Consider the following 25,958-nt stretch of genomic DNA (forward strand, 5'->3'; position numbering starts at 1 on the left):
CGCTGCACAAGCATAATCTAACCCATGATGACTTTTCGGTGACGCGATGTTGCGCGCCGGGCACAGGTCAGGTGCCAAGATTGCCGTGGCGCTCGGTGCCCGGCAGTGAGCGGATATGGATGTCGCGCTGCGGATAGGGCAGGCCGATGCCATGGTCCTTGAAGAGGAACCACAGCCGGTTGAGCACGTCCGACCGGACATTGCCGACACCGCTTTCGGGGTCGCTGATCCAGGCCAGTATCTCGTGCTGGAGCGAATGCTCGCCAAAGCTCATCAGCCAGACATTGGGCTTGGGACTCTTCAGCACGCGCGGCGATTCGCGGGCGGCGCGCAGCATCAGTTCCTGGGCAAGCTTCAGGTCGGCGTCATAGGCGATCGAGACGGGGATGCGGACCCGCACGTTGCGGTCAGAATAGGACCAGTTCTCGACCTCCTGCGTCATCAGATTCTCGTTGGGAATCAGATGTTCCTTGCCGTCGCGGGTGATGATCGAGACGGCGCGCACGCCGATCTTGTTCACCCAGCCGATTTCCTCGCGCAGCGCGATGACGTCGCCCGGCTTGATCGACCGGTCCATCAGCAGGATGATGCCCGCGATCAGGTTGCCGATCGTCTTCTGCAGGCCGAACCCGATCGCCAGGCCGAAGCCGCCCGAAAACAGCGCCAGGCTGGTCAGGTCGATGTCGAGCAGGTCGATCGCGAAAAAGAAGGCGATGACGACGATGCCGATGCTAGCCAGCTTTTGCGCCAGCAGCTTCTGCGTCGGGTCGAGGCCACGTGCGTGGCCGATCCACTGTTCGGTGATCCGCGTGACCGCGCGGGTCAGCGCCAGGATGGCGACCACGGTGACGAGCATCGTGACCAGCAGCATGACCGAGAAGCGTCGGCTGCCGACGGTGAAGCCGATCTGCTCGGCCAGCCGGGTGACGGGGCCCAGCCCGCCGATCTCGCGGCTGAAGAGCGCGACGAAGCAGACGCTCGCGAACACCCAGGCCAGCCAGCGCGCCAGGCCCAGCCCGCGCAGCAGCTGGAACCCCGCCTTGGCGACCGACAGGCCCAGCGCCAGCCCGATCGGAAACCCGCCCAGCGGCTCCCAGGGCCATAGCTCGCCCAGCGTCAGCAGCAGCAGCCCGGCGGTCAGGTGCCGGGTGATCGCGCAGATGCGGGCGTGCAGCGTGTCGCCCTGGCCGATCGCGAATCGCTGCATCATGGCGACGAGGCGCGGTCCCAGCCTGCGCCCCGCCAGCACGCCGCCCGCCAGCATGACGAGCGTCAGGGCGCAGGCAATCGCCGCCTCTATGGCCTCGGCACGGGTCGGCAGTTCGATGCCGCTCGCCTGAAGCCATTCGAACAAGGTCATCCGCGCGCGGCCCGGAAGCGGGCGAGGCCCCGGTCGAGATCGGCGATCAGGTCGTCGGTGTCCTCCAGGCCGATCTGCAAGCGGACCAGCGGCCCGGCGAACGCGCGCTTGGTGACGCTGCGATAGCGGTGCGGGTCGGCGGGGATCGCCAAGCTCTCATAGCCGCCCCAGCTGAACCCCAGGCCGAAATGCGCCAGCCCGTCGAGCATCGCGGTGCGGGCCGCGTCGTTACCACCGTCGAGAGCGAAGGCGAACAGCCCGCTCGACCCCAGGAAGTCGCGCGCGAAAATCTCATGGCCGGGGCAGGAGGGCAGGGCGGGGTGCAGCACCTGTGCCACGCCCGGCTGCTCGCCAAGCCATTTCGCGATGGTCAGCGCGCTCTGCTGGTGATGGGCAAGGCGGACGCCCATGGTGCGCAGGCCCCGACTGCCCAGATAGGCGTCGTCGGGGCTGGCCACCTGGCCCAGCTGGAAACTGGTGTCGCGGAGCGCCGCCCAGTGCGAGGGGGCGGCCGTCACCGATCCCAGCATCGCGTCGGAGTGGCCGACCACATATTTGGTGCAGGCCAGCACGGTCAGGTCGACGCCCTTCCCGATCGCCGGGAAGAACAGCGGCGTCGCCCAGGTATTGTCGAGGATCGTGGTGATGCCATGCTGCTTGGCGACGGCGACGATGGCGGGAATATCCTGCACCTCGAAGCTGAGCGAGCCGGGGCTTTCGAGGAAGATGACCTTGGTCGCCGGACCGATCAGCTCGGCGATCCCGGCCCCCACCAGCGGGTCGTAGAAGCGCGTCGTGATCCCCATGCGGGCCAGCAATCCGGTCGCCAGCCCGCGCGTCGGGTCATAGGCGCTGTCGACCAGCAGCAGCTCGTCGCCCGGCGACAGCACCGACAGCAGCGCCGCCGCGATCGCCGCCACGCCGGACGGATAAAGGAACGTCGCTTCCGCACCGGGCTCCAGGTTGGTCAGCGCGTCCGCCAGCGACCATTGGGTCGGCAGGCCCTTGCGGCCGTAGAACAGCTTTTCGTGCAGGTCGCCCGCACCGGTGGCGCGCATATGCGCGACATTGTCGTACAGCACCGTCGAGCCACGCCAGACGGGGACGTTGACCACGCCCTTCGTCCATTCCGCGCGGCGGCCCGCCTGGACCAGACGGGTGGCGGGCTTGATGGGCAGGTCGTTGTCGGTCATCGCGGTCAAACGTCTTTCGCTTTGGGGGTGCTGGGGTCGGAACCCCATTCGGTCCAGCTGCCGTCATAGACCGGCATCATCCCGCCGATCCGCTCCGCCCCGAAGGCCAGGACGCACGCCGTGACGCCCGAGCCGCAGGTGGCGACCATCGGCTTGGTCGGATCGACGCCGGCGGCGGCAAATTCGGCGGCGATGGCGTCAGGGGATTTCCAGCGGCCATCGTCCTCGAACAGCCTGGAATAGGGCAGGTTCAGCGCACCGGGAATATGGCCGGGCTCGACACCGGGGCGCGGCTCGGGCTCGGCCCCGGCGAAGCGGCCGGGCGAGCGGGCGTCGACGATCTGAGCATCGCCCGCCTCGACATGGTCACGGACTTCGCGCAGGCTGCGCACGCGGGTGAGGTCGACATGGGCGATAAACAGCCCCGGCGTCGCGCACGCCTCTGGAACCCCTCGCTCGACCGGCAAGCCAGCGTTCTGCCATGCCCCGAGCCCCCCGTCGAGCAAAGCGACAGACTCGGCGCCGAACAAAGTCAGCAGCCACCACAAGCGTGTCGAGCAGTGGGAGGGCGCATTGTCATAGATCACGATTCGATCGGCGTGGCCGATACCGGCCCTGCTCATCATATGCGCGAAGGCATCCGATTGAGGCACGGTCATCGGCAGATCGCTTTCCGGATCGGCCAGCGATGGCAGCGGCAGGAATCGGGCGCCGGGAATATGGGCCGTCTCATAGGTTATACGGGCCCGCTCGCCGCTGGGGTCGTCGAGGAAGTAGGTGACGTCGACGATGCGGACGTCGTCGTCCCCCATGATCGCGGCAAGGTCTTCCGGGCGTAGGAGTGGCGGCATCTTGGGTCCCCTGGGTCGGTGGGTCCGTACCTAGGCGCGTTGGGGCCGGGGTCGCAAGCCGAGGCTCTATCAAGCCCCTCCCGCAGGCGGGAGGGGCTTGGGGAGGGCAGGGGGCTCACCGAGACCGTCGCTTGCGGCTTGCCTCCCCCATCCCCTCCCGCAGGCGGGAGGGGAGCGGCTAGAGGTGAGGATAGGCCACGAGAATCCGTCTACCCCAACCCCTTCAAAAACCCCGCCGCCTGCGCCCGCACTGCCTTCCGATCCGCCTCCGCCATCCGCTCCCAGTTCCGATACGCCATCGCCATCCGGACATTCCCCTCGAACCGCTTTTCGTGCCTCGCCAGGAAATCCCAATAGAGCGCGTTGAACGGGCAGGCATCCTCGCCGACCCGCTGCTTCACGTCGTAGCGGCAATGCCCGCAATAATCGGACATGCGGTTGATATAGGCCCCGGACGATACGTACGGCTTGGAGGCGATGATGCCGCCATCGGCGAACTGGCTCATGCCGACGACATTGGGCAGTTCGACCCATTCATAGGCGTCGATATAGATTTCCAGATACCAGCGATGCACCTCCGCCGGGTTCGCGCCGATCAGGATGGCGAAATTGCCGGTCACCATCAGCCGCTGGATATGATGCGCGTGCGCGGTGTCGAGCGTCTGGCCCAGCGCCTCGGCCATGCAATGCATGTCGGTCTCGCCGGTCCAGTAGAAGCCGGGCAGCGGCCGGTTCGCGCGCAGGAAGTTGCGCTCCGCATAATCCGGCCCGACATGCCAGTAGAGCCCGCGCACATATTCGCGCCAGCCGATGATCTGGCGGATATAGCCCTCGACGGAATTCAGGCTGACCCGCCCGTCCTCATATTCGCCTTCCGCCATCCGGCACAGTTCCAGCGGATCGAGCAGGCCGGAGTTGATATAGGGCGACAGGACCGAGTGCCATAGCTGATGCTGCCCGGTCAGCATCGCATCCTGATAGTCGCCGAACTTGGGCAGGGCGTGCGCCATGAACGCCTCGGCCTGGGCCTGCGCATCCTGGGCGGTGACGGCATAGGCGAAGCCGTCGAGCGAGCCGGGGTGATTGTCGAAGCGCGCGGCAACCAGCGTCAGGACATCGCGGGTGATCTTGTCGGGCGCGAAGGCCAGCGGTTCGGGCGGCTTGTCCTTCTTGGGTGCGGGCTTGCGGTTTTCGGAGTCGTAGTTCCACTTGCCGCCCTCCGGCTTGTCGCCCTTCATCAGCAGGCCGGTCTTGCGCCGCATCAGGCGATAGAAGAACTCCATGCGGAGTTCCTTGCGGTCCTTCGCCCAGTCCTCGAACTCGGCCTGGGAAGCGATGAATCGGGTGTCGGGGCGGATATCGACGGGGACGGCGAACATCGTCTCCCACGCCTCCAGCATCGCGGCGACCCGCCACTCGCCCGCTTGCGTCACGACGATGCGGTCGGGCGAATGCCGCTCGACCGCGCGGGCGACCTCGCCAGTGAAGCTGCCCGCATTGTCCGGATCGTCCAGCTTCACGTAATCGACCCGCCAGCCGGCCTTTTCCAGCGCCTCGGCATGATGGCGCATGGCGGACAGGATATAGGCGATCTTGGCTTTGTGGTGGCGGACATACCCCGTCTCGTCGTCCACCTCCATCATCAGCAGGATGGTGTGTTCGGGGTCCGCGCCTTCCAATGACGAGAGATTCATCGACAATTGGTCGCCTAGAATGGGGATCAGCGTTGGCGATTTGGGCATGGCTGTCCTACAGGGCCTTTCATGAAGCATCTCGGCCAGACCAGCGCGCTGCCCGCTTCCCCGGAAGAGGCGGTGCTCGATTATGTTCCCAACCCCCGTCCCGGGCTCACCTATCTGATCCGGTTCGCGGCACCCGAGTTCACCTCGTTGTGCCCGGTGACCGGCCAGCCCGACTTCGCGCACCTCGTCATCGACTATGTGCCGGGCGAGACGATCGTCGAATCCAAGTCGCTAAAGCTGTTCCTGGGCAGCTTCCGCAACCATGCCGGCTTTCACGAGGATTGCACCGTCGGCATCGGCGTGCGCCTGTTCGAGGAAATGAAACCCGTCTGGCTGCGCATCGGCGGATATTGGTATCCGCGCGGTGGTATTCCCATCGACGTGTTCTGGCAGTCGTCGGCGCCGCCCGCCGATCTCTGGCTGCCCGACCAGGGCGTCGCGGGCTATCGCGGCCGGGGCTGATCCCGGACCGGCGATCAAGGACGGGGCGATATCGTCCCGTTCGACCCTTCATCACGCAGGACCCCGGTTCGAAGCCGATATCGCCATCGACGCGGGCGCCGACCTGTTCGGCGTGAAGGACAATTTGATCGACAGGATCGATCCGACGACGGACGCCTGCGGCAACACGCTGATCCAGATCAGTCACTAGGCCGGTGGGGCAGGGGCCAAACCGCGCCATCCCTTCCCGCAGCCCGCCGTGCCGTAGCGTCAACCCGTCCGATGCCCAAGTTGCGGTGCAGCAAATATGTAATACGCCCTGCAACCTTCGCCGATCATGCGGGTTGACCTTGCATGCGTGGGGCATAGTGCGGATTTGCCGCCGCCCCCGCGCCTGCAAGGACAAACGATATGGTGGATGCGAACGGAACCGTGATTGAACGATTGGCGCTGATCGGAAATTTCCTGCCCCGCCAATGCGGTCTCGCGACCTTCACCACCGATGTCTACACCGCACTTCGTACCCGTTACCCGGATCTGGCCGTCGACGTCTATGCGATGGACGACCATCCGGGGCGCTATGCCTATCCCCCGGCGGTAACCGCCGCCATCCCGCAGCACGAGCGCAGCGCCTATCTCGACATGGCGCGCCGGATCGAGGCGAGCGGTGCCCAGGCTATCTGGGTCCAGCACGAATATGGCATCTATGGCGGTGCCGCCGGCGAGCATCTGCTGGCGCTGCTCGACCGGACCACGCTGCCCGTGATCGCGACGCTTCATACCGTCCTCGAAAAGCCGTCGGTCGACGAGCGTCGGGTGATGGAGGGGCTGCTGCGCCGCTGTACGCGCATCATCGTCATGGCCGACAAGGGCCGCGACATTCTACAGCGTGTCTATGGCGCCGATCCGCGCCAGATCGCGATGATCCCGCACGGCGTGCCGGATCGTGCGCTGATGTCGCCCGAGGCGCTCAAGCCGCGCTTCGGCTGGGAAGGGCGCAAGGTCGTGCTGACCTTCGGCCTGCTTGCACCGAACAAGGGTATCGAGACGATGATCGAGGCGCTGCCCGCAGTCGCCGCCAATCATCCCGAACTTCTCTATGTCGTGCTGGGCGCAACCCACCCGAACCTGATCGCGCATGAGGGCGAGGCCTATCGCGATCGTCTGAAGGCGCTGGCCGAGACGCTGGGCGTCGGCGACAATATCGCCTTTGTCGATGCGTTCGTCGAGCATGACGAGCTGCTGGACTATCTCCAGGCGGCCGACATCTATGCGACGCCCTATACGAACCCGGCCCAGATCACGAGCGGAACGCTGTCCTATGCGATCGGCGTCGGCAAGGCCGTGGTTTCGACCCCTTATGTCCACGCGACCGAGATACTGGCCGACGATCACGGCGTATTGGTGCCCTTCTGCGACGTCGAGGCGTTCGCAAGCGAGATCGACCGGCTGTTGACCGACGAGACGGCCCGCAACCGCTTGTCGAGCCGCGCCTATGCGCGGGGCCGTACGATGATCTGGCCGCGCCTGGCCGAAGCGGCGCTCGAGCAGTTCGGGGCGGCGATCACCGCGCGTCCGCGCCGGATCGGTAACGCCCATCAGGCGGCGATCAAGCCGCTGGCCCCCGATCTCGCGGCCGTCGAGCGGATGAGCGATTCGACCGGCATGTTGCAACATGCCATCTATTCCGTGCCCGATCGCCGCCATGGCTATTGCATCGACGACAATGCCCGCGCGCTGATCTTCATGACCCAGGCACCGGACATCGATCCGGTCACGCGGGACAAATGGACGACGATCTACGCCTCGTTCCTGCAATATGCCTGGAACCCGGACGCACGCCGATATCGCAACTTCATGCGCTTCGATCGCAGCTGGTGCGAGGATATCGGTTCGGAGGATTCGAACGGCCGCACCCTCTGGGCACTGGGCGTGACGGCGCGCGATGCGCAGCTCGGCAAGCATCGCGACTGGGCGCAGATGTGGTTCGACGCGACCGCTTCGCTGGCGCTCGACCTGGGTTCGCTGCGCGCGCAGGCCTTTGCGATGCTGGGTGCCGCCGCCATGCTGGAGGCACGGCCGGGGCATCAGCTGGCGCGGGCGATCCTCGAAAAGCTGCCGCCGCTGCACCTGGCGCTGCTCGAAGAGGCACGGCGTCCCGAATGGCAGTGGTTCGAGATCGTGCTGGCCTATGACAATGCCCGCGTACCGCAGGCGCTGATCGAGGCGGGGCGTGCGCTGGGTCGCCAGGACCTGATCGATTGCGGCATCGCGACGCTGGAATGGATCGTGTCCAAGCAGACCTCGCCCGAAGGCCGTTTCCGCGCGGTCGGCAGCGAGAGCTTTGGCCGCCCCTATGCCGAGCCGCTCCAGTTCGATCAGCAGCCGCTGGAAGCCCAGGCAACGGTCGAGGCTTGCTACTCGGCCTATCTCGCCACGCACGATTCGCGCTGGCTGGAAGAGGGCGAGCGCGCCTATGGCTGGTTCCTGGGGGTCAACGACCTCGACCTGCCGCTGGCCACCGCGCATGACGGTGGCTGCTTCGACGGATTGATGCCCACCGGCCTCAACCGCAACCAGGGCGCCGAGTCGATCCTGGCGCTCCAGCTCGCCAATTGCGCGATTGCAAGCCTTTGCCAATCCGCGTCATCCATGGCAGGAGCCGATCGTCACATCGCCTGATCCGCGCCAGCGCTTCGGGGGATGGGATGAGCGTTTTGGTTAAGATGGCGAGACAGTAGCGCGATGGACTTGTTCAACCACCGGCTGCGGCTTCATGCCGATCCTTCGCGTGTCGTGGTGCGGCCGTTTCACATTGCCTGGGGCGGCGGCAACGGCGCGCCCCCCAGCCGGACCGAACGTCTGGTGGGCGAGGTGCTGGCCATGTCGCCGCAGGAAGCGCGCGACCAGCTGGAAGCCGTGCTGAAGGATTTTGAGGCCCGGCACTGGCAGACGCGGCGCGTATTCATGAGCCGCTACGACCAGATCGAGGATTTGCTGAAGCTCGACGGGGCGCAGATCAGCGACGAGAAGCGTCAGCTGATCGGTGCGTATTTTTGCCACGAATACAGCTATGCCGCCGCCGCGCTGATGAACCCGTCGGCGGTGCCGCATTTCGACCAGACCGGCATCCAGCCGGGGTCGCAGCGCATTCTGATGTCGATGCGTGCCGTGGGCGAGGGGCACATCTCCTCGGTCGCGTTCCGCGAGGGCATCATCAACGACCAGAACCAGCTGCGCCTGGCGCCCGAGCCCCCCTTCGCGACCGCGACCGACGTGCATGGCTGGGGCGACGAGGATATGCCGAGCGGCCCGATCACCGTCCATCGCCACCGCGACTCGACGCTCTCGGGCACCGTCATCTTCCCGATCACCCAGGCCCAGTCCAAGGGGCTGGAGGACATGCGCATCGTCCAGTTCACGCATGACGACGGCGCGATGGAATGGATCGGCACCTATACCGCCTATGACGGCTCGGGCATCCAGTCCGAACTGATGCGCACCCGAGATTTCCGCGCGTTCGACCTGGTGCCGATGACCGGCTCGGCGGCGCGCAACAAGGGCATGGCGCTGTTCCCGCGCAAGGTCGCCGGGCAGTATATGATGATCGGGCGGCAGGACGGCGAAAACCTGTTCCTGCTCAAGTCCGACTCGCTGACCCATTGGGACGAGGGCGAGAAGATCCTGACCCCGGTTTTCCCATGGGAACTGGTGCAGATCGGAAATTGCGGCCCGCCCATCGAGACGGACGAGGGCTGGCTGCTGCTGACCCACGGCGTCGGCGCGATGCGCAAATATTCGATCGGCGCGGCTTTGCTCGACAAGGACGATCCGTCCAAGGTGCTGGGCCGGACGAAGCAGCCGATCCTCGCCGCCAAGGACCAGGACCGCGAGGGTTATGTGCCCAACGTCGTCTATTCCTGCGGCGCGATCCGCCACGGCGACTCGCTGTTCCTGCCTTACGGCATCGCGGACAGTTCGATCGGCTTTGCCTTCGTGAAGATCAGCGAGCTGCTGGCCGCGATGTGACGTTCCGGGCGGCGCGGGTAATGCCGCGCCGCCGCAAAGCCCCCTCTATTCTTCCCCTTGGGGGAGGGGGACCATCCGAAGGATCACGGAGGGGTGTCCCGCTATCGAGAGGGTTACACCCCTCCGTCAGGGCCGCGCCCTGCCACTGGCGACAAGCTGACGACCTGACGTCGCGTGTACCGATACAACGCCGCCACGATCCCGAGGAACAGGATAGTCCCCCCGATCAGCGCGGGGCTGGCAAAACCCTCTCCGACCAGCGCCAGCGGCGCGTCGGAATTGGTCAGATAGACGATCCCCGCAAAGCCGACGCCCCACAGGCTCTCACCCACGATCAGCCCGGTCGCGGCCAGTACGCCCATGCGTTCGGCCGCCTCGGGGTTGGCGGTCCGCTTGGCCCAGCGGTCATAGCTGTGGCCGATCACCGCGCCCAGCACGACCGGCAACGTCGCCGACATGGGCAGATAGATACCCAGCCCCACACCCAGCGGCGGCAGGCGCATCCACCCCAGCTTGCCGCAAATCTCGTCAGCGATGATCACGCCGACGCCGACCAGCGCCCCGACGCCGATCATCGCCCAGTTGAGGTCGCCGCCCAGCACGCCCTTGGCCAGCGCCGAGATCAGCGCCGCTTGCGGTGCGGACAGCGCATTGGGCCCGGCCCCCGGCGTACCCGCAAAGCCCAGGGTCGCGTTGAGCAGGTCGAGCACCGGCGGGATCACCAAACTGCCGAAGATGACGCCGATGACCAGAGCCACCTGCTGCTTCCACGGCGTCGCGCCGACCAGTTCGCCGGTCTTCAGGTCCTGGAGATTGTCGTTGGAGATGGTCGCCACGCCGAACACGATGCCCGTGACGATCAGGGCATAGGCGACCAGCGCCTGCGTCGTCTCCGGCGACGTGCCGCGCCCGAACAGCCCGACCAGCAACAGCGCGGCGGCCAGGACGGACAGGATGCCGATCCCCGACACCGGGCTGTTCGACGCCCCGATCAGCCCCGCCATATATCCGCACACGGCGGCGATCACGAGGCCGATGAGGAGGATGAACAGCAGCGCGCCGCCGATCAGCGCGACACCCGACGCGGCGAGCGGTCCACCCGCGATCACCGACCAGAGCAGTCCCGCGATCGGCACCAGGGTCGCCAGCGCGACGGTGGCGACGATCCCGATCGGCAGATCGCGCTCACTGATCGCCAGCACCGCGCCGTCACGCCGGGCCGAAGCGGCGGCCAGTGACGAGCGGATACCGCCGATGACCGGGCCGATGATCTTCAACAGCGTCCAGATCGCGGCGACTCCGATGACGCCCGCACCCAGGAAGCGCACGTCGCGGGAAAAGATACCGCCCGCCCATTCGGCAACCGGCCCCGCCGAAGGGGCCATGGCGGTCAGGATAGGTAGCGCCACCCACCAGCCGATCGCGATGCCCAGCAGCATGGCCAGGCCGACCGACAGGCCGACGAGATGCCCGACCCCGATCAGCGCGAAGGACAGCCCGCCCGAAATACCGGTCGCGCCCGCGCCGGTGCGGAACCAGACGGCGGCCTCGGCCACCGCCAGCTTGGTCTGGGTCAGGATGGCGAATGCCGCCGAGGCCACGGCGTTGACGACGATCAGCCGCAGCCCGGCCGTGCTCTCCGCCTCGCCCTCGCGGCTGCCCGCGCCGACCTTCAGTACTTCGGCGGCGGCGCGGCCCTCTGGATAGGGAAGGTCGGTGTCGACGACGAGCGCACGGCGCAAGGGGACCGAGAACATGACGCCCAATATGCCGCCCGTCGCGGTGATCCCGGCGGTCAGCCAATAGGGAAAGCCCTGCCACCATCCGATCATGACGAGGCCGGGCAGCACGAAGATGATCGCCGCCAGCGTCCCCGCCGCCGAGGCGACCGTCTGGACGATGTTATTCTCCAAGACCGAGCTGTTCGGCAGATAGCGCAGGATCGCCATCGAGATGACCGCCGCCGGGATCGACGTGGCAAAGGTCAACCCGACCTTCAGCCCCAAATAGACATTGGCGGCGGTGAACAGCAGGGTGATGATCCCGCCCAATGCGATCCCGCGCAGGGTCAGTTCGGCGACGGGGGCGGTGGTCGTTGGCGTACGGCTCATCCGCGCAGATGTGGCAGAGTGAAGCGCGCTCGCCTAGCGTTTCGTGTTGGAGAGGTCGGGGCTGTCCTTGGTCCTGCCGCCGCCCCTATCTTCGTTCAACCTGAGCGAAGCCAGAGGCCAAGGGATTCCCATTGTCCGAAATGCCATGCCGCCCTGCGGCCGTGGGGGCCTAGAATTTGATCCGCCCAATCCGAAGCGCCACCCCGGCGGAGGCCGGGGTCCAGTCGGGGGGTGCCGTTGTGGTGGTCCGGCTTGCTTCATCAATGAAGCCTTCGCAACTGGACCCCGGCCTCCGCCGGGGTGGTAACGCAACAGGTCTGGTCCGGTGGATCTAATTCTAGTGGCCACCAAATCCGTGGCGCGCGGCCTCGCATCTTCAATCATCCCGGCCTTCGCCGGGCCGGGCCGAGGGGGCATGCGCAGTATGGTGGCGGGTGTCGCCGGTCGCGAAGTTGGACCAACCTCTCAAGGCGAGGACACCCCTCCGTCAGGCCTTTGGTTTGCCACCTTCTCTTACAGGGGAGGAATGAAACGAATGCCGCCCCGCCCCAGCATCACCCCCGGAACAGATTCCCCAGCACGCCGCGCACGACTGCGCCGACGATCCCGCCACCCGCGCTGTTCGACCGCCGCCGCGAGCCGCCGCCGAACACCTGCTTGCCGATCTCGTTGGCGACCTGTCGCCCGATCGAGGAACTGGCCGAGCGGGCCGCGCTGCTCGCCATCTTGGCCCAGGGCGAGTTGGCGGCGGCGCGCTGTTCGGCGATGCGCGCGCGTTCGGCATCCTTGGCCGCCTTGGCGTCGGCCTTGGCGGCTTGCGCCGCCTTTTTCTCGGCTTCGGTCTGCGCCTTGGCCTCGGCAGCGGCCGCCGCCGCTTCCTGCGTTTTGGCTGCGAGCAGTTCCTCGGCGGATTCGCGGTCGATCGCCTGGTCGTATTTCGCGGCCACCGCGTCGGTTTCGACCAGCACCTTGCGCTCCTCCGGCGTCACCGGGCCCACGCGGCTGCGCGGTGGGGCGATCAGCGTGCGTTCGACCGGCGAGGGCGAGCCATCGGCTTGCAGCAGGGAAACCAGCGCCTCGCCGACCTTCAGCTCGGTAATGGCGGTGGCAACGTCGACACCGGGATTGGCGCGGAACGTCTCGGCGGCCGAGCGCACCGCCGCTTGGTCGCGCGGGGTGAAGGCGCGCAGCGCGTGCTGCACCCGGTTGCCGAGCTGCCCGGCAATCTTGTCGGGCACGTCGATCGGGTTCTGGGTGATGAAATAGACGCCGACGCCCTTGGAGCGGATCAGCCGCACTACCCGCTCGATCGTGTCGACCAGCGCGGGCGCGGCCTCGTCGAACAGCAGATGCGCTTCGTCGAAGAAGAAGACGAGCCTGGGTTTGTCGGGGTCGCCGATCTCGGGAAGCTGCTCGAACAGTTCGGACAACAACCATAACAGGAAGGTGGCGTAGAGCTTGGGGCTCGCCATCAGCTGGTCGGCGGCCAGGATGTTGACGACGCCGCGACCCGAATCATCGGTGCGGATCAGGTCGGCGAGTTCGAGTGCGGGCTCGCCGAAGAAATGCTCCGCTCCTTGCGTGCGCAACTGGAGCAGCGCGCGCTGGATCGCGCCGACCGACTGTTTCGAGACATTGCCATAGGTGGTGGTCAGCTCGTCGGCGCGCGCGGCACATTCGGCCAGCATCGCCTGCAAATCGTCCAGGTCGAGGAGCAGCAACCCTTCCTTGTCCGCGACATGGAAGGCGATGGTCAGCACGCCCTCCTGCGTTTCGTTCAACCCCATCATGCGGGCAAGGAGCAGCGGGCCCATTTCCGACACGGTGGCACGGACGGGGTGCCCCTGCGTGCCGAACAGGTCCCAGAATTGCACCGGCGCAGGCTCATAGGCCCAGTCGGTGATGCCCAGCTCGGCGGCGCGCGCGGTGAAGGCGGCATGGGTCTTGCCCATCGCCGACCCGGCCATGCCGAGGCCCGAAAGATCGCCCTTCACATCTGCGACGAAGCTGGGCACGCCCGCGCGCGAGAACCCCTCGACCATGGTTTGCAGCGTCACCGTCTTGCCGGTGCCGGTCGCGCCCGCGATCAGCCCGTGCCGGTTCGCGCGCTTGAGGTCGATCGCCTGTGGCTTGCCGCCACCCATGCCGATGAAGATGCCGTCCATGACGCGCATTGTACTGCGCGGGACGAGGACGGGAATAGCAAAAGGCCGCCGCACCCGATGGATGCGACGGCCCTTTGTCGATTCCGAACATAGCCTCACCCTTCCGACGGGAAGGGCGAGGGGGGTGCGTTACTTGATCCGCAGCGGGATCAGCGCACCCGCGATGCGCGCACGGGTGATCTGCGCCAGCACCTGGGGTCGCCCGGCGGCCTTGGCGGCGGCGACGACCTGTTGAAGGTCGGCGGCGCTGCGCACGGGGGTGCCGTTCACCGCGGTGATGACGTCGCCACGCTTCAGCTTGGCGGCGGCGTCGCTCGACGGATCGACCGCCGCGATCACCACGCCTTGCGTCGAGGGATCGACGTTGATCGCGCGTGCGATCGCCGGGGTCAGCGGCTGGACCGACAGGCCCAGGCCGCCACCGGCGGTCGGTGCGGTCTGCGCATCGTCGTCATCATCGGGGAAGGCGTCGGCGCCGTCACCCATCGTCGCGCGCAATTCCTCATTCGTCGGACGGGTCGCCGCCGTCGCGGTCAGCGACACCGGCTTGCCGCCGCGCAGCACTTCCAACTGGACGCGGCCGCCCGGCGGCACGTTGGCGATCAGATAGGACAGGGTCTGCTCCGGGGTCACCGACTGGCCGTTGACCTTGGTCACCACGTCGAATGCCTTCAGCCCGGCCTTGGCCGCGGGGCCGTTGGGTTCGACCTTGGCGATGATCTCGCCCTGGCCCTTGGGCACGCCCAGCGAGGCCGCGACGTCGTCGTTGACCGGGCCACCGATCTGCACGCCCAGATAGCCGCGCTCGATCTTCTGGCCCTTCATCAGGCGGGCGACGATCGGCTTGGCGTCTTCGGCCGGAATGGCGAAGCCGATGCCAATATTGCCACCCGATTGCGAATAGATCTGGCTGTTGATGCCGATGACGTTGCCGTTCATGTCGAACATCGGGCCGCCGGAATTGCCCTGGTTGATCGCCGCGTCGGTCTGGATGAAGCGGTCATTCGCGCCGCCCTGGCCGGTGACGCGGTGGATCGCCGAGATGATGCCCGCGGTCACCGTGCTCGACAGGCCGAAGGGCTGGCCGATCGCCAGCACCCAGTCGCCCGGCCGTGCACGTGCCGAGTCGCCGAAGCGGACGAAGGGCAGGTTCTGGCCGTCGATCTTCAACACGGCGAGGTCCGAGGTTTCGTCGCGGCCGACGACCTTGGCGGTATATTCCTTGCGGTCGTTGAGCGTGACGGTGATCGAGTCGACCGAAGCGCCCGCCGCGCCGGGGGCGATCACATGGTTGTTGGTCACGATATAGCCATCGGGCGAGATCAGGAAGCCCGAGCCCAGCGAGGCGCCTTCACGCTTCTGCGGCTGTGCGCCGCCGCCGCCGGGAGCGCCGAAAAAGCCCTCGAACGGCGTGCCCGCGAACGGGTTTGCCTGCGGCTTGGTGGTGATCGACTGCTTGGTCGAGATGTTGACGACGGCGGGCTGGAGCTTGGCGACCATGTCGGCAAAGCTCATCGGCGCGCCGGCGCGGGGAGCGACGGCCTGGATCGCGCCGGGTTCGTTCTGCGCGACCTGCGCGGTGCCCGGCTGGAGAGCCAGGGTCGCGGTCGCGCCACCGAGGAGGAGCGCACTGGTAATGGCGTAGGCGTAACGCACTGGGCTGGGGTCCTCTCAAAGAAAATTCAGTTTGACCGTGCCCTATTTGTCACGGTTTGGCTGAACGACGCTTGAATATGAACAGGCCGAAAGGTGTAAATTCCACCTATCGGCCCGGCGCGGTGAATTCCTTCAGATAGCTGTTGTTCGGCGACAGAATGATCTGGGTGCTGCCGCGTTCCTGATTGGTGCCGTCCGACACGAAGGTATGGCGATAGGACTGCATGGCGCGGTAGAAATCGTAAAAGTCCGCATCCTTGCCGAATGCCTGCGCATAGATCTGCGCGGCCTGGGCATCGGCATCGGCGCGGACGATCTGCGCCTGCTTCTGGCCCTGGGCCGAGATGGTGATCGCCTCCTGTTGGCGGGCGGTCCGCATCCGGGCCAGCGCGCTGTCGAGCGGCGTGCCTTCGGGCAGTTCCGCTTCCTTGATGCGCACGTCGACGATCTGCACGCCATATTGGCGCGCGATACGATCGAGCCGCATCTGAATCGCGTCCATCACCTGGCCACGTTCCGGGCTGAGCAGTTCGGACGAGCGCCGCTTGCCCAGCTCGTTGCGCAGTGCCGAGCCGAAGATCGGGCGCAGCTGGTTGATGACGCCGTCCTCGCTGCCCGCGGTCGCCAGCATCCGGCGCGGGTCGATCACGCGGAACCGGGCAAAGGCATCGACATTCATGCGCAGCTGGTCGGTCGACAGGACCTGGGTCTTTTCCAGGTCGAGGTCGAGCACGCGCTTGTCGACCCAGACGATGCGATCGACGAACGGGATGCGCGCGATCAGGCCCGCGCCGCTATGGCCGATATCCTCGCCCGGCCGATAGCCGTTGATCACGGCCAGCGGCTGGCCGAACCGATAGATCACCGCCTGCTGCGTTTCGCGCACGACCGAGAAGGTCGCCGCCGCGAGGATCACCGCGACCAGCAGCGCGACGGCCAGCACGATGGGGTTGCGCAAGGTCAGGCCGTTCACTGGCCACCTCCCTGATTCGGGGTGGGATTGGGCGTGGCCGGGGCGGTCGCCGTGATTTCGGGCGGCAGCGGCCGGGGCGCGGCCTTCGACAGCGGCAGATAGGGGACGACGCCCGGCGCCTCGACGATGGTCTTGTCCGACTTGGCCAGCACCGCCTCCATGGTCTCGTAATACATGCGGCGGCGGGTCACTTCGGGGGCCAGGCGATACTGTTCGTAAACCTTGTCGAACTGCGCGGCTTCACCCTGCGCCTTGGCGACGACCTGCTGCGCATAGGAGCGGGCCTGGTTCACATCGGCCACCGCGCGCTGCTGCGCCACGGTCACCTTGTTGAAGTCGTCGACGATCTGCTGCGGCGGCGCGGCCTGCTTGATGGCGACGCCCTGGATCCGCACGCCCGAGCGATATTCGTTCAGGATCGACTGGGTCAGTTCCTGGACGCGCTGCTCGATGCCGGTGCGCCCCGAACCCAGCGCCTGGTCCAGCGCGGTGTCGGCGATGACCGCGCGCATGGCGCTTTCGGCGGCGGCGCGCACCGTTTCCTGCGGCTGAGCGAGGCGGAACGCGAAGTCGCGCGGGTTGGCGATGTCCCAGCGCACCGAATAGCTGAGGTCGATGATGTTCTGGTCACCGGTCAGGACCAGATTCTCGCCCGAGCCCTCGGGGAAATTCTCGGTCCGGATCTTCTGCACGTCCAGCACGCGGACGGCGGCGATCGGCGAGGGGGCGGTGATCTGGATACCGGGCTCCAGGATGCCGGTATAGCGCCCGAAATAGGTCACGACGCCGCGCTGCTGCGGGCCGATGGGATGGATCGAGGTATAGAGCACCCAGATGCCGACGATGATCGCGGCACCGATGGCCCATAGCGTCCGGCCGCCCGGCGCGCCGGGAATGCCGCCAAAGCCGCCGCTTCCGCCCGGTCCTTCGCCGGGGCCGCCGCCGCCCGATCCGCGCGCCTTGCGGATGAATTCATCCAGCGCGGTGGGCTTGGGCGAGGTCTTGCGACCGCCGGGCGGCACCGCCCAGGGGTTGCGCGGTCCCCCTTCGGAATCATCGCCGGACCCGCCCCAGGGGCCTTTAGGCGTTTCGGCGGCAAGGATGGGGGGACGTCGGAACCAGCCCGTCAGCTTTCTCATGGTCATTGTTATAGGAACGGTTCGCCGACAAAAACAGTGCCAAGCCGCGCTTCGCATCCTATCTGCGCCCCATGAGCATGATCGAGACGGTAAAGGCGGCGGTGGCCGCGGTGGCGGGCAGGCGCGCGAATGTGCGGATGGAGGGTGCGCGGGCCGGGGTCGTGCTCGACACCACCGGCCTGGACGGGGCCGGTCGCCACGCGCTGGAGGAAGAGGTGAAGGCCGCCGCGATCCAGTCGGGGGCCGAGGATGTCCGCGTGGTCCTGACCGCCGAGAAGCGCGAACGTCGCATCGTCGCGGTGGCCAGCGGCAAGGGCGGGGTGGGCAAGTCGACCCTGTCGGCGAACCTGGCCATCGCGCTGGCCCGCGCGGGTCGCAAGACGGGTCTGGTCGATGCCGACATCTATGGCCCGTCGCAGCCGCGCCTGATGGCCGCCGAGGGGGTGAAGCCGGTCGCGCAGGACGGCAAGCTGCAACCGGTGCCGACCCCTTACGGCGTGTCGCTGCTGTCGATGGGCCAGCTGGTCGAACCCGACAAGGCGATCGCATGGCGCGGACCGATGGCGGCGGGTGCGCTCAGCCAGCTGGTCGACGGCGACTGGGGCGCGACCGAACTGCTGGTCCTCGACCTGCCGCCCGGCACCGGCGACGTGCAGTTGACCATGGTGCAGAAGCATCGCCCGGCGGGGGTGGTCATCGTCTCGACGCCGCAGGATCTGGCACTGATCGACGCGCGCCGCGCCATCGACCTGTTCGTGAAGGCGGGGGTGCCGATCATCGGTCTGGTCGAGAATATGGCGGGGTATTGCTGCCCGCATTGCGGCGGTATCTCCGACCCGTTCGGCTCGGGCGGGGCCGAGGCGGCGGCGGCCGAACTGGGCATCCCGTTCCTGGGCCGGGTGCCGCTGACCATCGCGATTCGCACCGCGTCGGATGCCGGGCGTCCCCCGGCGGCGGGCGAGGACGACGCGGTGTTCACACCCCTGGCCGCGCAGGTCGCGACATGGCTCGATGCGCAGGCGTGAAACCGGCGCAGCGGCGGGGCGTTAGGTCGGTGTAGCCCGCCATTTCATGTCGCAGCGATACGGCATCGGCGGGGTTGAAGGGGACCACCGATGCCGTTGACCGCCGACGAGGATATTCGCGAACTCCTGACGACCGCACGGACGATCGCGCTGGTCGGTGCCTCCGACCGGCCGGATCGCCCCTCCTATGGCGTGATGAAGCGGATGCAGGATCATGGCTACCGCGTGATCCCGGTCAATCCCCAGATCACCGGCGAACATGTGCACGGCGAGTTCGTCTTTCGCGAGCTGGGCCAGCTTGGCGACCCCATCGACATCGTCGACATCTTCCGCCGCGCCGATGCGGTCGGCCCGATCGTGGACGAGGCGATCGCGATCGGTGCCAAGGCGATCTGGATGCAGCTGGGCGTCGTGAACGAAGAGGCGGCAGCCCGCGCCGAGGCCGCCGGGTTGAAGGTCGTGATGGACCGCTGTCCCGCGATCGAGATTCCCCGGCTGGGCGTGACGCCGGTGGGCCGGGACTGACGACGGCAGGGATGAACGGGCGAACGAAGGGGAGAATGAAGATGGTGCCGCTGTTGCTGTTGTTGGCCGCCCCCGCCGGGGCGCAAGGGGAACATGGCCTGACGCTGCCCCGGCTGACACCGTCCTGCACCTTGTCGAGTTGCCATGGCGGCAAGCGGCCTTCGCCCTATCGCCTGAACGCGGGGTCGAGCGCACCCATCGACTCCAAGTCGCGCGCCTTCGCCAACAATGGCAGCTATTGCGCCGTGGTCGGCGACAAATATTGCACCAGCAAGCCGCGCACGGTGTTTCGGACCGCCATCGACTAGGCTGGCCACCGGTCATCATTTCGCTGGCAGGCGGAAGAGGAGGGGCGTCGATCCATGCTGACCCTGATGCCGCCCGATGATACCGAATTGGCACCGTCATGGCCGCAATGACGCTGGCGGCGGACCTTGGTGGCTGGCATGATCGGCTGCCAGCCAAGGCCGGACCCCTCCGGCGCGCCGGGTGGCGGGAGGACGTCATGGGTGTGACGATGCTGGTCTTGACGATGGCGGCGATGACGGGTCAGGGCATGGGGACCGGTCAAGTCATGGGGCAGGGGCACCAGCCGGGCGAGGCGGAGGCGTCGCCTTCGGTGGATACGATCCTGACCCGGACACGCCGGCTGACCAGTGTCGAGACGCGTTGCGTCTATGATCCCAATTCCACCGACGTCACCGTCTGCGGCCGTCGCAACGCCGACCGTTTCCGTATCCCCTTCGACGTGCCGCCCGAACCCGGCGACCCGCGCCACGAAGGCGTCATGCAGGAACGCACGCGGCTGCTCGCGCGAAGCAATCCTGTGAAGGACATGTCGCCCTTCCTGGTCGGCGGCGGCTTGGCGGGTGTGACGATGGATACGAACCCGCGCGGTGGCGGAGGACCGACATTGCGCAAGCCCGCCCCCTGAATCACGGAGATTGCCGATGCTCGCGCTGCTCTTGATCGCGTTGCAGGCGGGGCCGCCGCCCGCCGTGCCGTTGCCGCCATCCGGTTCGGGGACGCAGCGATTCTCGATCCTGGCGCGCGATCCCTGTCCGGGATCCGCCGGCAACCGGCAGGACGTCGTCGTCTGTGGCCGTCGCCAGGCCGATGATCGCATCACCCCGATGGGTGACGAAGTGCCGGACGGACCGATGCCGTCCAACCCCGACATGAGTGGGATCGGCGCGCTCCATGCGTCGGCGATCCCATGCCCCGCGCTGCAAGGTGGCTGTCAGGTCGGGTTCGATGTCGTCACGCCCGCCCTGCTCCTGGCGAACGAGGCGCGGATCGCGATCAGCAAGCTGGTCGACAAGCGCCGCGACAAGAGCAAGCGCGTCCCCATCGCGCTCGACGCACCGGGGCCCAGCGGTCACTTGGAACCCTAAGGCCATTCGCCACGCAGGCCACTCCCCGTGAATTCCTTCGTTCAAGGAGAGGGGGTTATGCGCGGCTTGGTGGAGGGGGGTAGTCGCGAGGTTCGGTCAATTACGCAGGCCGGGACACCCCTTCGTCAGGCCTTTGGCCTGCCACCTCCCCTTACAGGGGAGGAATAAATGGAATGTCGCTGGCCCTGGCTCGGCTTTCCCTCCTCCGGGGGAGAGGAAAGCCGGAATTAAGCGGAATGACGCCGCGCCTTGGCACGGGCGCGTGCCGAGGGTGGCGGCGCGAACCAGTCTTCCAGGCCCAGCCCGGTCAAGGCCATCGCGCGCAGCACCACCTGTCCGGCGGCGCGCGCATCGCTGAGCGCGTCATGATGCTGATGCTCAAGGTCGAGGAACGTCGCCAGCGTGCCCAGCTTGTGGTTGGGCAGTTCGGGCCAGGCCCGCCTGGCGATCGTCACGCTGTCCAGCCAGCGGGCGGCGATCAGGGGCAGCTCGTCACGCTCGCACGCACGGCCCAGCGCGCCCTTGTCGAAACCCGAATGCGCCACCGTCACCCGCCCGGCCAGATGTCCGGCCAGCTCGGGGTGCAGCATGGCGAAGGTCGGCTTGCCCCGGACATGCTCGGGCGTGATGCCGTGGATGCCGATGTTGAAGCCGCTGAAATCGTCGCACGGATCGACCAGTGTCTCATAGGCCAGGACTTCGACCCCGTCGGCATAGCCGACGATGCCGATCTGACAGATGCTGCTGGTACGCGAACAGGCAGTTTCGACGTCGATGACCACGAAATCGGGGGAGATCATGATCCCGCCCTTAGCGGCTTTGTCGCTTTCGAGCAATAAAAGGTCGCATGTCGGCTCGACAGCGACCGTTTCTATCCGCTACCCCCCGCGGCTCAACAAACGCTCTGATACGGGACTTGGACGATGGGCGATGCTTTGCGGGTGGCTTTGGCGGGACTGGGTACGGTGGGAGGCGGCGTTATTCGCCTGCTCGACGCGAACCGTGACCTGATTACCCGGCGGGCCGGTCGCCCCATTGAGATCGTTGCGGTGTCCGCGCGCGATCGGGCCAAGGATCGCGGCGTCGACCTGTCGCGCTTCGAATGGGTGGACGACACCGCCGCGCTCGCCTCGCACCCCGATGCCGATGTGGTGGTCGAACTGATCGGCGGATCGGACGGCCCGGCGCTGACGCTGGCGCGCACGGCGCTGGGGGCGGGGCGGGGCTTCGTCACCGCCAACAAGGCGATGCTGGCGCATCACGGGCTGGAACTGGCGCAAAAGGCCGAGGCCTCCAATGCCGCGCTGAAGTTCGAGGCGGCGGTCGCGGGCGGCATCCCGGTCATCAAGGGCTTGCGCGAAGGCGCGGCGGCCAATGCCATCGCGCGAGTCTACGGCATCCTGAACGGCACCTGCAATTTCATCCTGTCGAAGATGGAAGCCGAGGGCCGCGACTTCGCCGAGGTGCTCGCCGAAGCACAAGCGCTGGGCTATGCCGAGGCGGACCCCAGCTTCGACATCGACGGTGTCGATGCCGCGCACAAGCTGTCGATCCTGGCCGCGATCGCCTTCGGCACGCAACCGGCCTTCGGCGATGTGGCGATCGGTGGCGTGCGCCATGTGCTGGCCGCCGATATCGCGCAGGCGGCATCGCTCGGCTACCGCGTGCGTCTGGTCGGCGTGGCGGAGGAGGGGCCGCATGGCCTCTTCCAGCGGGTGCATCCGCATCTCGTGCCGCTCGACCATCCGCTGGCGCATGTCACCGGCTCGACCAATGCGGTGGTGGCGGAGGGCAATTATGTCGGCCGCCTGTTGTTCCAGGGCGCGGGTGCGGGCGATGGCCCGACCGCCAGCGCGGTGGTCGCCGACCTGATCGACATTGCGCGCGGCGAATATGGCGCCTCGTTCGCCATGCCTGCGCACGAACTCACCGAGGCGGTGAAGGCGGATAGCGGCGAACGGCGCGGCCGGGCTTATCTGCGCTTCACCGTGCAGGACAAGGTCGGCGTGCTGGCCGAGATCGCCGCGGCGATGCGCGATGCGGGCGTGTCGATCGAAAGCCTGATCCAACGCGGCGAAGCGGCGGACGGCGGGGTGATGATCGCGATCGTCACGCATGAAGGGCCGGAGCGGGCGGTCGCCCAGGCGCTGGAGCGGCTGCGCGGGAGCCAGAGCCTGGTCGGGCAGCCGCTGTTGATGCATATTCTGGGGTGATCGAGGGGGGGGCTCGGTGAGACCCCTTTCCCTCCCCCCGGCCCCTCCCGCCTGCGGGAGGGGAGTTGTCTGGCCCGGCGGTTTGATCTTCTCCAACAGGCCCCCTCCCGCAGGCGGGAGGGGCTGGGGGAGGGCACGCCACAGGCGATGCCCTCACGACCGCTTACTTCTTGATCAACCCGATCTCGACCAACCGCTCGAACAGATAGTCATGCGCGGTGATCGGCTCCGGATAACGGTCCGGATGCCCCTCGCTGATCGTGGCGGGCAGCGTCTTGATCAGGAAATCCGGCGCCGGATGCAGGAAGAACGGCATCGAATAGCGCGAGAAGCCGCGCCGCTCGACCGGCGGGTTGACCACCCGGTGCGTGGTCGAGGGCAGGACATGGTTGGTCAGCCGCTGCAGCATGTCGCCGACATTGACCACCATCGCGCCTTCGGGCGGACGGATCGCCAGCCACTCGCCCGAATCGCGGTCGAGCAGTTCCAGACCCGCTTCCTCGGCACCCAGCAACAGGGTGATGAGGTTGATGTCCTCATGCGCGCCAGCCCGGACGCCCTCGGCATCGGCGGGGATCGGTGGATAATGGAGCAGGCGAAGGACCGAGTTGCCGTCCTTTACCGCCGGATCGAACCAGTGCGGGTCCAGCTTCAGGTGCCGCGCGATGGCCGAGAGCAGCCGGTCGCCAGCCTGGTCGAAGGCGGAGAACAGCGCGATGAAATCCTCGCGGAACCCTTGCGGACGGTCGGGCCAGATATTGGCGGGCATCCGGTCGGCGTAAGCGTGGCCCTCGGGCAGTTCGCGGCCGACATGCCAGAACTCCTTGAGGTCGACGACCTTGGCGTCCTTGGCGATCTCGGTCTTGAACGGGGTATAGCCGCGCGCGCCGCCGCCGCCGGGGACGTGATAGCCGCGCTTCTCCTCCTCGGGCAGGTCGAACAGCGTCTTGGTCTGCGCCCAGGCCCGGTCGATCAGGTCGGCGGGCACGCCATGATCGGCGACGATCGCGAAGCCGAACCGCTCGAACGATTGCCCAAGCGCGGCGGCAAAGCCTTCGGGATCGCGGTCCTGGTCGGCGAGGCTGAGGGTCGGAACCTCGGCGGAGCGGGTGTCGGTCATGGCAATATGTCCAGAAAATTTAACAAGCTGACACCACTATAGCGTCGCCGTCATCCGCGAACAGCGCGACTTATCCGCCCAGCGTAATCGTTCCCGTCGATCGGTCGCCACCGGTCTGGCGCAGGTCCAGGCGGAAGGGCTTCTCCTCCGCCGTCTTGCCGACCAGCGTGCCGCCCTGCTCGTTGAGGGTGAAGCCCGCATCGCCCATCTTGTCACGGAACCAGTCGCGCACGGTTGCCGGGTCGGCCGGGCTGTCGAAGGTCATGGTGAACGCCTTGTCGCGGCCATTGCCGACATCGACGTTGCGGATGGTCGACCCCGGAAACAGATGCACGCCATTCAGTTCGAAATTGTCCGCCTCCATCGACATCTTGGGCAGCTTGAACGCGCCCTGGAAGCCGGGCAGCGCCAGCTTGACCTCCCCCGACTTGCCATCGACCGAGGCCAGCGTGTCGCCATCGGCGCCGTTGACCGTGATCGATGTACCCTGGCTCGGGCGATCGCACGCCGACAGGCCCAGCGCCGCGACCAGCGGCAGGACAAGTGCGGTTCGAGACACCATGGTCATCGCGGCAAACTCCTTACGCGTCCTGTTGTACCAATACAGTTGGGGGCAGAGCGTGCCCGGTGCAAGCTGTCCTGGCACTGAACGCGCGGAGGTCCGGGCGTTACGTTGCCCATGGCGCGCTTTCCCGGTTCCCCTGATCTGCGTTCCCCCTTATGGGGCAGCCATCATGTCCAACGTCCGTTCCGCTGATCCGGTGACCCCCGTCACCGTCGAACCCCCCGGCGCGCCGATCGGCTTTGTCGAGTTCGTCCTCCTGATCGCGGCGCTGATGGCGTTGACTGCGCTCGGCATCGATTCGATGCTGCCCGCGCTTCCGGCGATCGGGGAGGCGCTGGACGCTTCGCCTGCCGCGCGGCCGTTCGTCGTCACCGCGTTCCTGATCGGGTTCGGGGTGGCGCAGCTCGTCCACGGACCCCTGGCGGATCGCTATGGGCGGCGACGCGTGCTGATCGTCGCGCTGGTCATCTACATCATCGCCAATGGCGCCTCGGCGGTGGCGGGCAGTTTCCCGCTGCTGCTGGTCGCGCGGGTATGTGCCGGGGCGGCGATCGCGGCGACGCGAGTGGCGACGGTGGCGCTGGTCCGCGACTGCTATCACGGCCGCGCGATGGCGCAGGTCATGTCGATCGCCTTCATGGTCTTCATGATCGTACCGATCCTGGCGCCGGCCTTTGGCGAACTGGTGCTGTTGTTCGGCAACTGGCGGCTGATCTTCTGGACGATCGCCGGGCTCGCGACGCTGGTGCTCGCCTGGTTCGCGTGGCGGATGCCCGAGACGCTGGCCCCCGAGGCGCAGTTGCCCATCTCGCTGTCCCGCATCGTCGGCGGCTGGCGCGAGACGCTGAGCGACCGGCTGTCGCTCGGCTATACGCTGGCCGCGACCGCGCTGATGGCGGCGCTGTACGGGTATCTGAACTCGGTCCAGCCGATCATGGCGGTGACGTTCGGGCGTGAGAAGCTGCTCGCGCTGATCTTTGCCACCACCTCGGTGACGATGGCGGCGGCGAACCTGCTCAATTCGCGGATCGTCATGCGGCTGGGCACGCGGCTGATCAGCCACGGCGCGGTCGCCATCCTGATCGCGGTGTCCGCGCTGCACCTGGCGATCGCGCAGGTCATGGGCGATTCGCTGATCGTGTTCGCCGTGCTCCAGGCGATCACCATGGCGTGTTTCGGCCTGGCGACCTCCAACTTCTCGGCGATGGCGATGGAGAATATGGGGCGGATCGCGGGCACCGCCTCGAGCGTGCAGGGCTTTACCAGCGTCACCATCGGCTCGCTGATCGGGGCAGGCATCGGCCAGGCGTTCGACGGTACGACCCGGCCGCTGACCCTGGGGTTCCTGGTCGCCGGGCTGACCGCCTTCGCCTTCGTCTTCGTGACCGAGCGCGGACGGATGTTCCGCCCGGCTTGAAATACGCAGAAGCCGGGGCAGGGGAACCGCCCGGCCCGC

22 protein-coding genes are annotated in these 25,958 nt (G+C 67.1%); 10 read left to right on the forward strand and 12 right to left on the reverse strand.

The window, feature by feature from the left end; all coding sequences use genetic code 11:
* Positions 1-67: 67 nt before the first annotated feature.
* From SOM26_RS04720 to SOM26_RS04735, 4 genes are all read right to left on the reverse strand, one after another.
* On the reverse strand, positions 68-1,360 hold the full coding sequence (locus SOM26_RS04720; RefSeq protein ID WP_320451582.1) for a mechanosensitive ion channel family protein: 1,293 nt from the start codon (positions 1,358-1,360) through the stop codon (positions 68-70).
* A complete protein-coding gene (gene metC, locus SOM26_RS04725; protein ID WP_320451583.1) occupies positions 1,357-2,553 on the reverse strand; it encodes a cystathionine beta-lyase in 1,197 nt (398 codons plus the stop codon). Before metC ends, SOM26_RS04720 begins: the two co-directional genes overlap by 4 nt.
* Before the next feature lie 5 nt (positions 2,554-2,558).
* The gene (locus SOM26_RS04730; RefSeq protein ID WP_320451584.1) at positions 2,559-3,404 is read right to left on the reverse strand and encodes a sulfurtransferase; all 846 of its coding nucleotides are present in this window, start codon (positions 3,402-3,404) and stop codon (positions 2,559-2,561) included.
* A gap of 209 nt (positions 3,405-3,613) precedes the next feature.
* Positions 3,614-5,146 carry a cryptochrome/photolyase family protein gene (locus SOM26_RS04735; RefSeq protein ID WP_320451585.1) on the reverse strand — a complete coding sequence of 511 codons (1,533 nt, stop codon included), beginning with the start codon at positions 5,144-5,146 and terminating at the stop codon, positions 3,614-3,616.
* A gap of 21 nt (positions 5,147-5,167) precedes the next feature.
* Between SOM26_RS04735 and queF the strand changes: the two genes are divergently transcribed.
* From queF to SOM26_RS04750, 3 genes are all read left to right on the forward strand, one after another.
* Positions 5,168-5,608 carry a preQ(1) synthase gene (gene queF, locus SOM26_RS04740; RefSeq protein WP_320451586.1) on the forward strand — a complete coding sequence of 147 codons (441 nt, stop codon included), beginning with the start codon at positions 5,168-5,170 and terminating at the stop codon, positions 5,606-5,608.
* Between the two features lie 390 nt (positions 5,609-5,998).
* Positions 5,999-8,269, forward strand: a complete 2,271-nt coding sequence (locus tag SOM26_RS04745) for a glycosyltransferase family 4 protein (RefSeq protein WP_320451587.1) — start codon at positions 5,999-6,001, stop codon at positions 8,267-8,269.
* Positions 8,270-8,332: 63 nt separating this feature from the next.
* Positions 8,333-9,616: a glycoside hydrolase family 130 protein gene (locus tag SOM26_RS04750; RefSeq protein WP_320451588.1), complete on the forward strand. Its 1,284-nt coding sequence runs from the start codon at positions 8,333-8,335 to the stop codon at positions 9,614-9,616.
* Positions 9,617-9,729: 113 nt separating this feature from the next.
* Here the strand turns inward: SOM26_RS04750 and SOM26_RS04755 are convergent, their stop codons facing one another.
* From SOM26_RS04755 to hflK, 5 genes are all read right to left on the reverse strand, one after another.
* Complete coding sequence (locus tag SOM26_RS04755; RefSeq protein ID WP_320451589.1) at positions 9,730-11,727, reverse strand: OPT family oligopeptide transporter; 1,998 nt, start codon at positions 11,725-11,727, stop codon at positions 9,730-9,732.
* A 554-nt stretch (positions 11,728-12,281) separates the two neighbouring features.
* A complete protein-coding gene (locus SOM26_RS04760) occupies positions 12,282-13,892 on the reverse strand; it encodes a helicase HerA-like domain-containing protein (protein WP_320451590.1) in 1,611 nt (536 codons plus the stop codon).
* 129 nt (positions 13,893-14,021) lie between these two features.
* A complete protein-coding gene (locus tag SOM26_RS04765) occupies positions 14,022-15,548 on the reverse strand; it encodes a Do family serine endopeptidase (protein ID WP_320451591.1) in 1,527 nt (508 codons plus the stop codon).
* A gap of 106 nt (positions 15,549-15,654) precedes the next feature.
* Positions 15,655-16,521 (reverse strand): protease modulator HflC, encoded by an 867-nt coding sequence (gene hflC / locus SOM26_RS04770; protein ID WP_320451592.1) that lies wholly within the window; start codon positions 16,519-16,521, stop codon positions 15,655-15,657.
* On the reverse strand, positions 16,518-17,660 hold the full coding sequence (gene hflK, locus SOM26_RS04775; RefSeq protein ID WP_320451593.1) for a protease modulator HflK: 1,143 nt from the start codon (positions 17,658-17,660) through the stop codon (positions 16,518-16,520). Before hflK ends, hflC begins: the two co-directional genes overlap by 4 nt.
* Positions 17,661-17,731: 71 nt before the next feature.
* Between hflK and SOM26_RS04780 the strand changes: the two genes are divergently transcribed.
* The 5 genes from SOM26_RS04780 to SOM26_RS04800 all read left to right on the forward strand — a co-directional run bounded on the left by SOM26_RS04780 (position 17,732) and on the right by SOM26_RS04800 (position 20,604).
* A complete protein-coding gene (locus tag SOM26_RS04780; RefSeq protein WP_320451594.1) occupies positions 17,732-18,685 on the forward strand; it encodes an Mrp/NBP35 family ATP-binding protein in 954 nt (317 codons plus the stop codon).
* A 90-nt stretch (positions 18,686-18,775) separates the two neighbouring features.
* Positions 18,776-19,210, forward strand: coding sequence for a CoA-binding protein (locus tag SOM26_RS04785; RefSeq protein WP_320451595.1), 435 nt, complete (start codon positions 18,776-18,778; stop codon positions 19,208-19,210).
* A 35-nt stretch (positions 19,211-19,245) separates the two neighbouring features.
* Positions 19,246-19,518 (forward strand): hypothetical protein, encoded by a 273-nt coding sequence (locus SOM26_RS04790; protein ID WP_320451596.1) that lies wholly within the window; start codon positions 19,246-19,248, stop codon positions 19,516-19,518.
* 98 nt (positions 19,519-19,616) lie between these two features.
* Positions 19,617-20,144, forward strand: coding sequence for a hypothetical protein (locus SOM26_RS04795; protein WP_320451597.1), 528 nt, complete (start codon positions 19,617-19,619; stop codon positions 20,142-20,144).
* Positions 20,145-20,160: 16 nt separating this feature from the next.
* Positions 20,161-20,604, forward strand: a complete 444-nt coding sequence (locus SOM26_RS04800; protein ID WP_320451598.1) for a hypothetical protein — start codon at positions 20,161-20,163, stop codon at positions 20,602-20,604.
* 227 nt (positions 20,605-20,831) lie between these two features.
* On the opposite strand, the gene SOM26_RS04805 is transcribed toward SOM26_RS04800, so the two are convergent.
* Positions 20,832-21,404, reverse strand: coding sequence for a 3'-5' exonuclease (locus SOM26_RS04805; RefSeq protein ID WP_320451599.1), 573 nt, complete (start codon positions 21,402-21,404; stop codon positions 20,832-20,834).
* A gap of 123 nt (positions 21,405-21,527) precedes the next feature.
* On the opposite strand from SOM26_RS04805, the gene SOM26_RS04810 reads away from it, so the two are divergent.
* A complete protein-coding gene (locus SOM26_RS04810; protein WP_320451600.1) occupies positions 21,528-22,817 on the forward strand; it encodes a homoserine dehydrogenase in 1,290 nt (429 codons plus the stop codon).
* A gap of 163 nt (positions 22,818-22,980) precedes the next feature.
* Here SOM26_RS04810 and SOM26_RS04815 read toward each other — a convergent pair whose 3' ends face one another.
* Together SOM26_RS04815 and SOM26_RS04820 are read right to left on the reverse strand one after the other, a co-directional pair.
* Complete coding sequence (locus tag SOM26_RS04815; protein ID WP_320451601.1) at positions 22,981-23,937, reverse strand: isopenicillin N synthase family dioxygenase; 957 nt, start codon at positions 23,935-23,937, stop codon at positions 22,981-22,983.
* Positions 23,938-24,007: 70 nt separating this feature from the next.
* Positions 24,008-24,505 carry a hypothetical protein gene (locus SOM26_RS04820; protein ID WP_320451602.1) on the reverse strand — a complete coding sequence of 166 codons (498 nt, stop codon included), beginning with the start codon at positions 24,503-24,505 and terminating at the stop codon, positions 24,008-24,010.
* 166 nt (positions 24,506-24,671) lie between these two features.
* Between SOM26_RS04820 and SOM26_RS04825 the strand changes: the two genes are divergently transcribed.
* On the forward strand, positions 24,672-25,919 hold the full coding sequence (locus SOM26_RS04825) for a multidrug effflux MFS transporter (RefSeq protein ID WP_320451603.1): 1,248 nt from the start codon (positions 24,672-24,674) through the stop codon (positions 25,917-25,919).
* Positions 25,920-25,958 lie beyond the last annotated feature (39 nt).

Origin of the sequence: Sphingomonas sp. CFBP8993 (assembly GCF_034044895.1) — a bacterium.
Taxonomy (GTDB): domain Bacteria; phylum Pseudomonadota; class Alphaproteobacteria; order Sphingomonadales; family Sphingomonadaceae; genus Sphingomonas.

Bases quoted from the DNA above. Each gene is read 5' to 3' on its own strand.
- SOM26_RS04735 (WP_320451585.1), bottom strand. From the start codon at position 5,146: ATGCCCAAATCGCCAACGCTGATCCCCATTCTAGGCGACCAATTGTCG.
- SOM26_RS04795 (WP_320451597.1), top strand. From the start codon at position 19,617: ATGGCCGCAATGACGCTGGCGGCGGACCTTGGTGGCTGGCATGATCGG.
- SOM26_RS04800 (WP_320451598.1), top strand. From the start codon at position 20,161: ATGCTCGCGCTGCTCTTGATCGCGTTGCAGGCGGGGCCGCCGCCCGCC.
- SOM26_RS04745 (WP_320451587.1), top strand. From the start codon at position 5,999: ATGGTGGATGCGAACGGAACCGTGATTGAACGATTGGCGCTGATCGGA.
- SOM26_RS04810 (WP_320451600.1), top strand. From the start codon at position 21,528: ATGGGCGATGCTTTGCGGGTGGCTTTGGCGGGACTGGGTACGGTGGGA.
- SOM26_RS04750 (WP_320451588.1), top strand. From the start codon at position 8,333: ATGGACTTGTTCAACCACCGGCTGCGGCTTCATGCCGATCCTTCGCGT.
- metC (WP_320451583.1), bottom strand. From the start codon at position 2,553: ATGACCGACAACGACCTGCCCATCAAGCCCGCCACCCGTCTGGTCCAG.
- SOM26_RS04785 (WP_320451595.1), top strand. From the start codon at position 18,776: ATGCCGTTGACCGCCGACGAGGATATTCGCGAACTCCTGACGACCGCA.
- queF (WP_320451586.1), top strand. From the start codon at position 5,168: ATGAAGCATCTCGGCCAGACCAGCGCGCTGCCCGCTTCCCCGGAAGAG.
- SOM26_RS04815 (WP_320451601.1), bottom strand. From the start codon at position 23,937: ATGACCGACACCCGCTCCGCCGAGGTTCCGACCCTCAGCCTCGCCGAC.
- SOM26_RS04790 (WP_320451596.1), top strand. From the start codon at position 19,246: ATGAAGATGGTGCCGCTGTTGCTGTTGTTGGCCGCCCCCGCCGGGGCG.
- SOM26_RS04825 (WP_320451603.1), top strand. From the start codon at position 24,672: ATGTCCAACGTCCGTTCCGCTGATCCGGTGACCCCCGTCACCGTCGAA.
- SOM26_RS04730 (WP_320451584.1), bottom strand. From the start codon at position 3,404: ATGCCGCCACTCCTACGCCCGGAAGACCTTGCCGCGATCATGGGGGAC.
- SOM26_RS04805 (WP_320451599.1), bottom strand. From the start codon at position 21,404: ATGATCTCCCCCGATTTCGTGGTCATCGACGTCGAAACTGCCTGTTCG.
- SOM26_RS04720 (WP_320451582.1), bottom strand. From the start codon at position 1,360: ATGACCTTGTTCGAATGGCTTCAGGCGAGCGGCATCGAACTGCCGACC.
- hflK (WP_320451593.1), bottom strand. From the start codon at position 17,660: ATGAGAAAGCTGACGGGCTGGTTCCGACGTCCCCCCATCCTTGCCGCC.
- SOM26_RS04780 (WP_320451594.1), top strand. From the start codon at position 17,732: ATGAGCATGATCGAGACGGTAAAGGCGGCGGTGGCCGCGGTGGCGGGC.
- SOM26_RS04760 (WP_320451590.1), bottom strand. From the start codon at position 13,892: ATGGACGGCATCTTCATCGGCATGGGTGGCGGCAAGCCACAGGCGATC.
- SOM26_RS04755 (WP_320451589.1), bottom strand. From the start codon at position 11,727: ATGAGCCGTACGCCAACGACCACCGCCCCCGTCGCCGAACTGACCCTG.
- SOM26_RS04820 (WP_320451602.1), bottom strand. From the start codon at position 24,505: ATGACCATGGTGTCTCGAACCGCACTTGTCCTGCCGCTGGTCGCGGCG.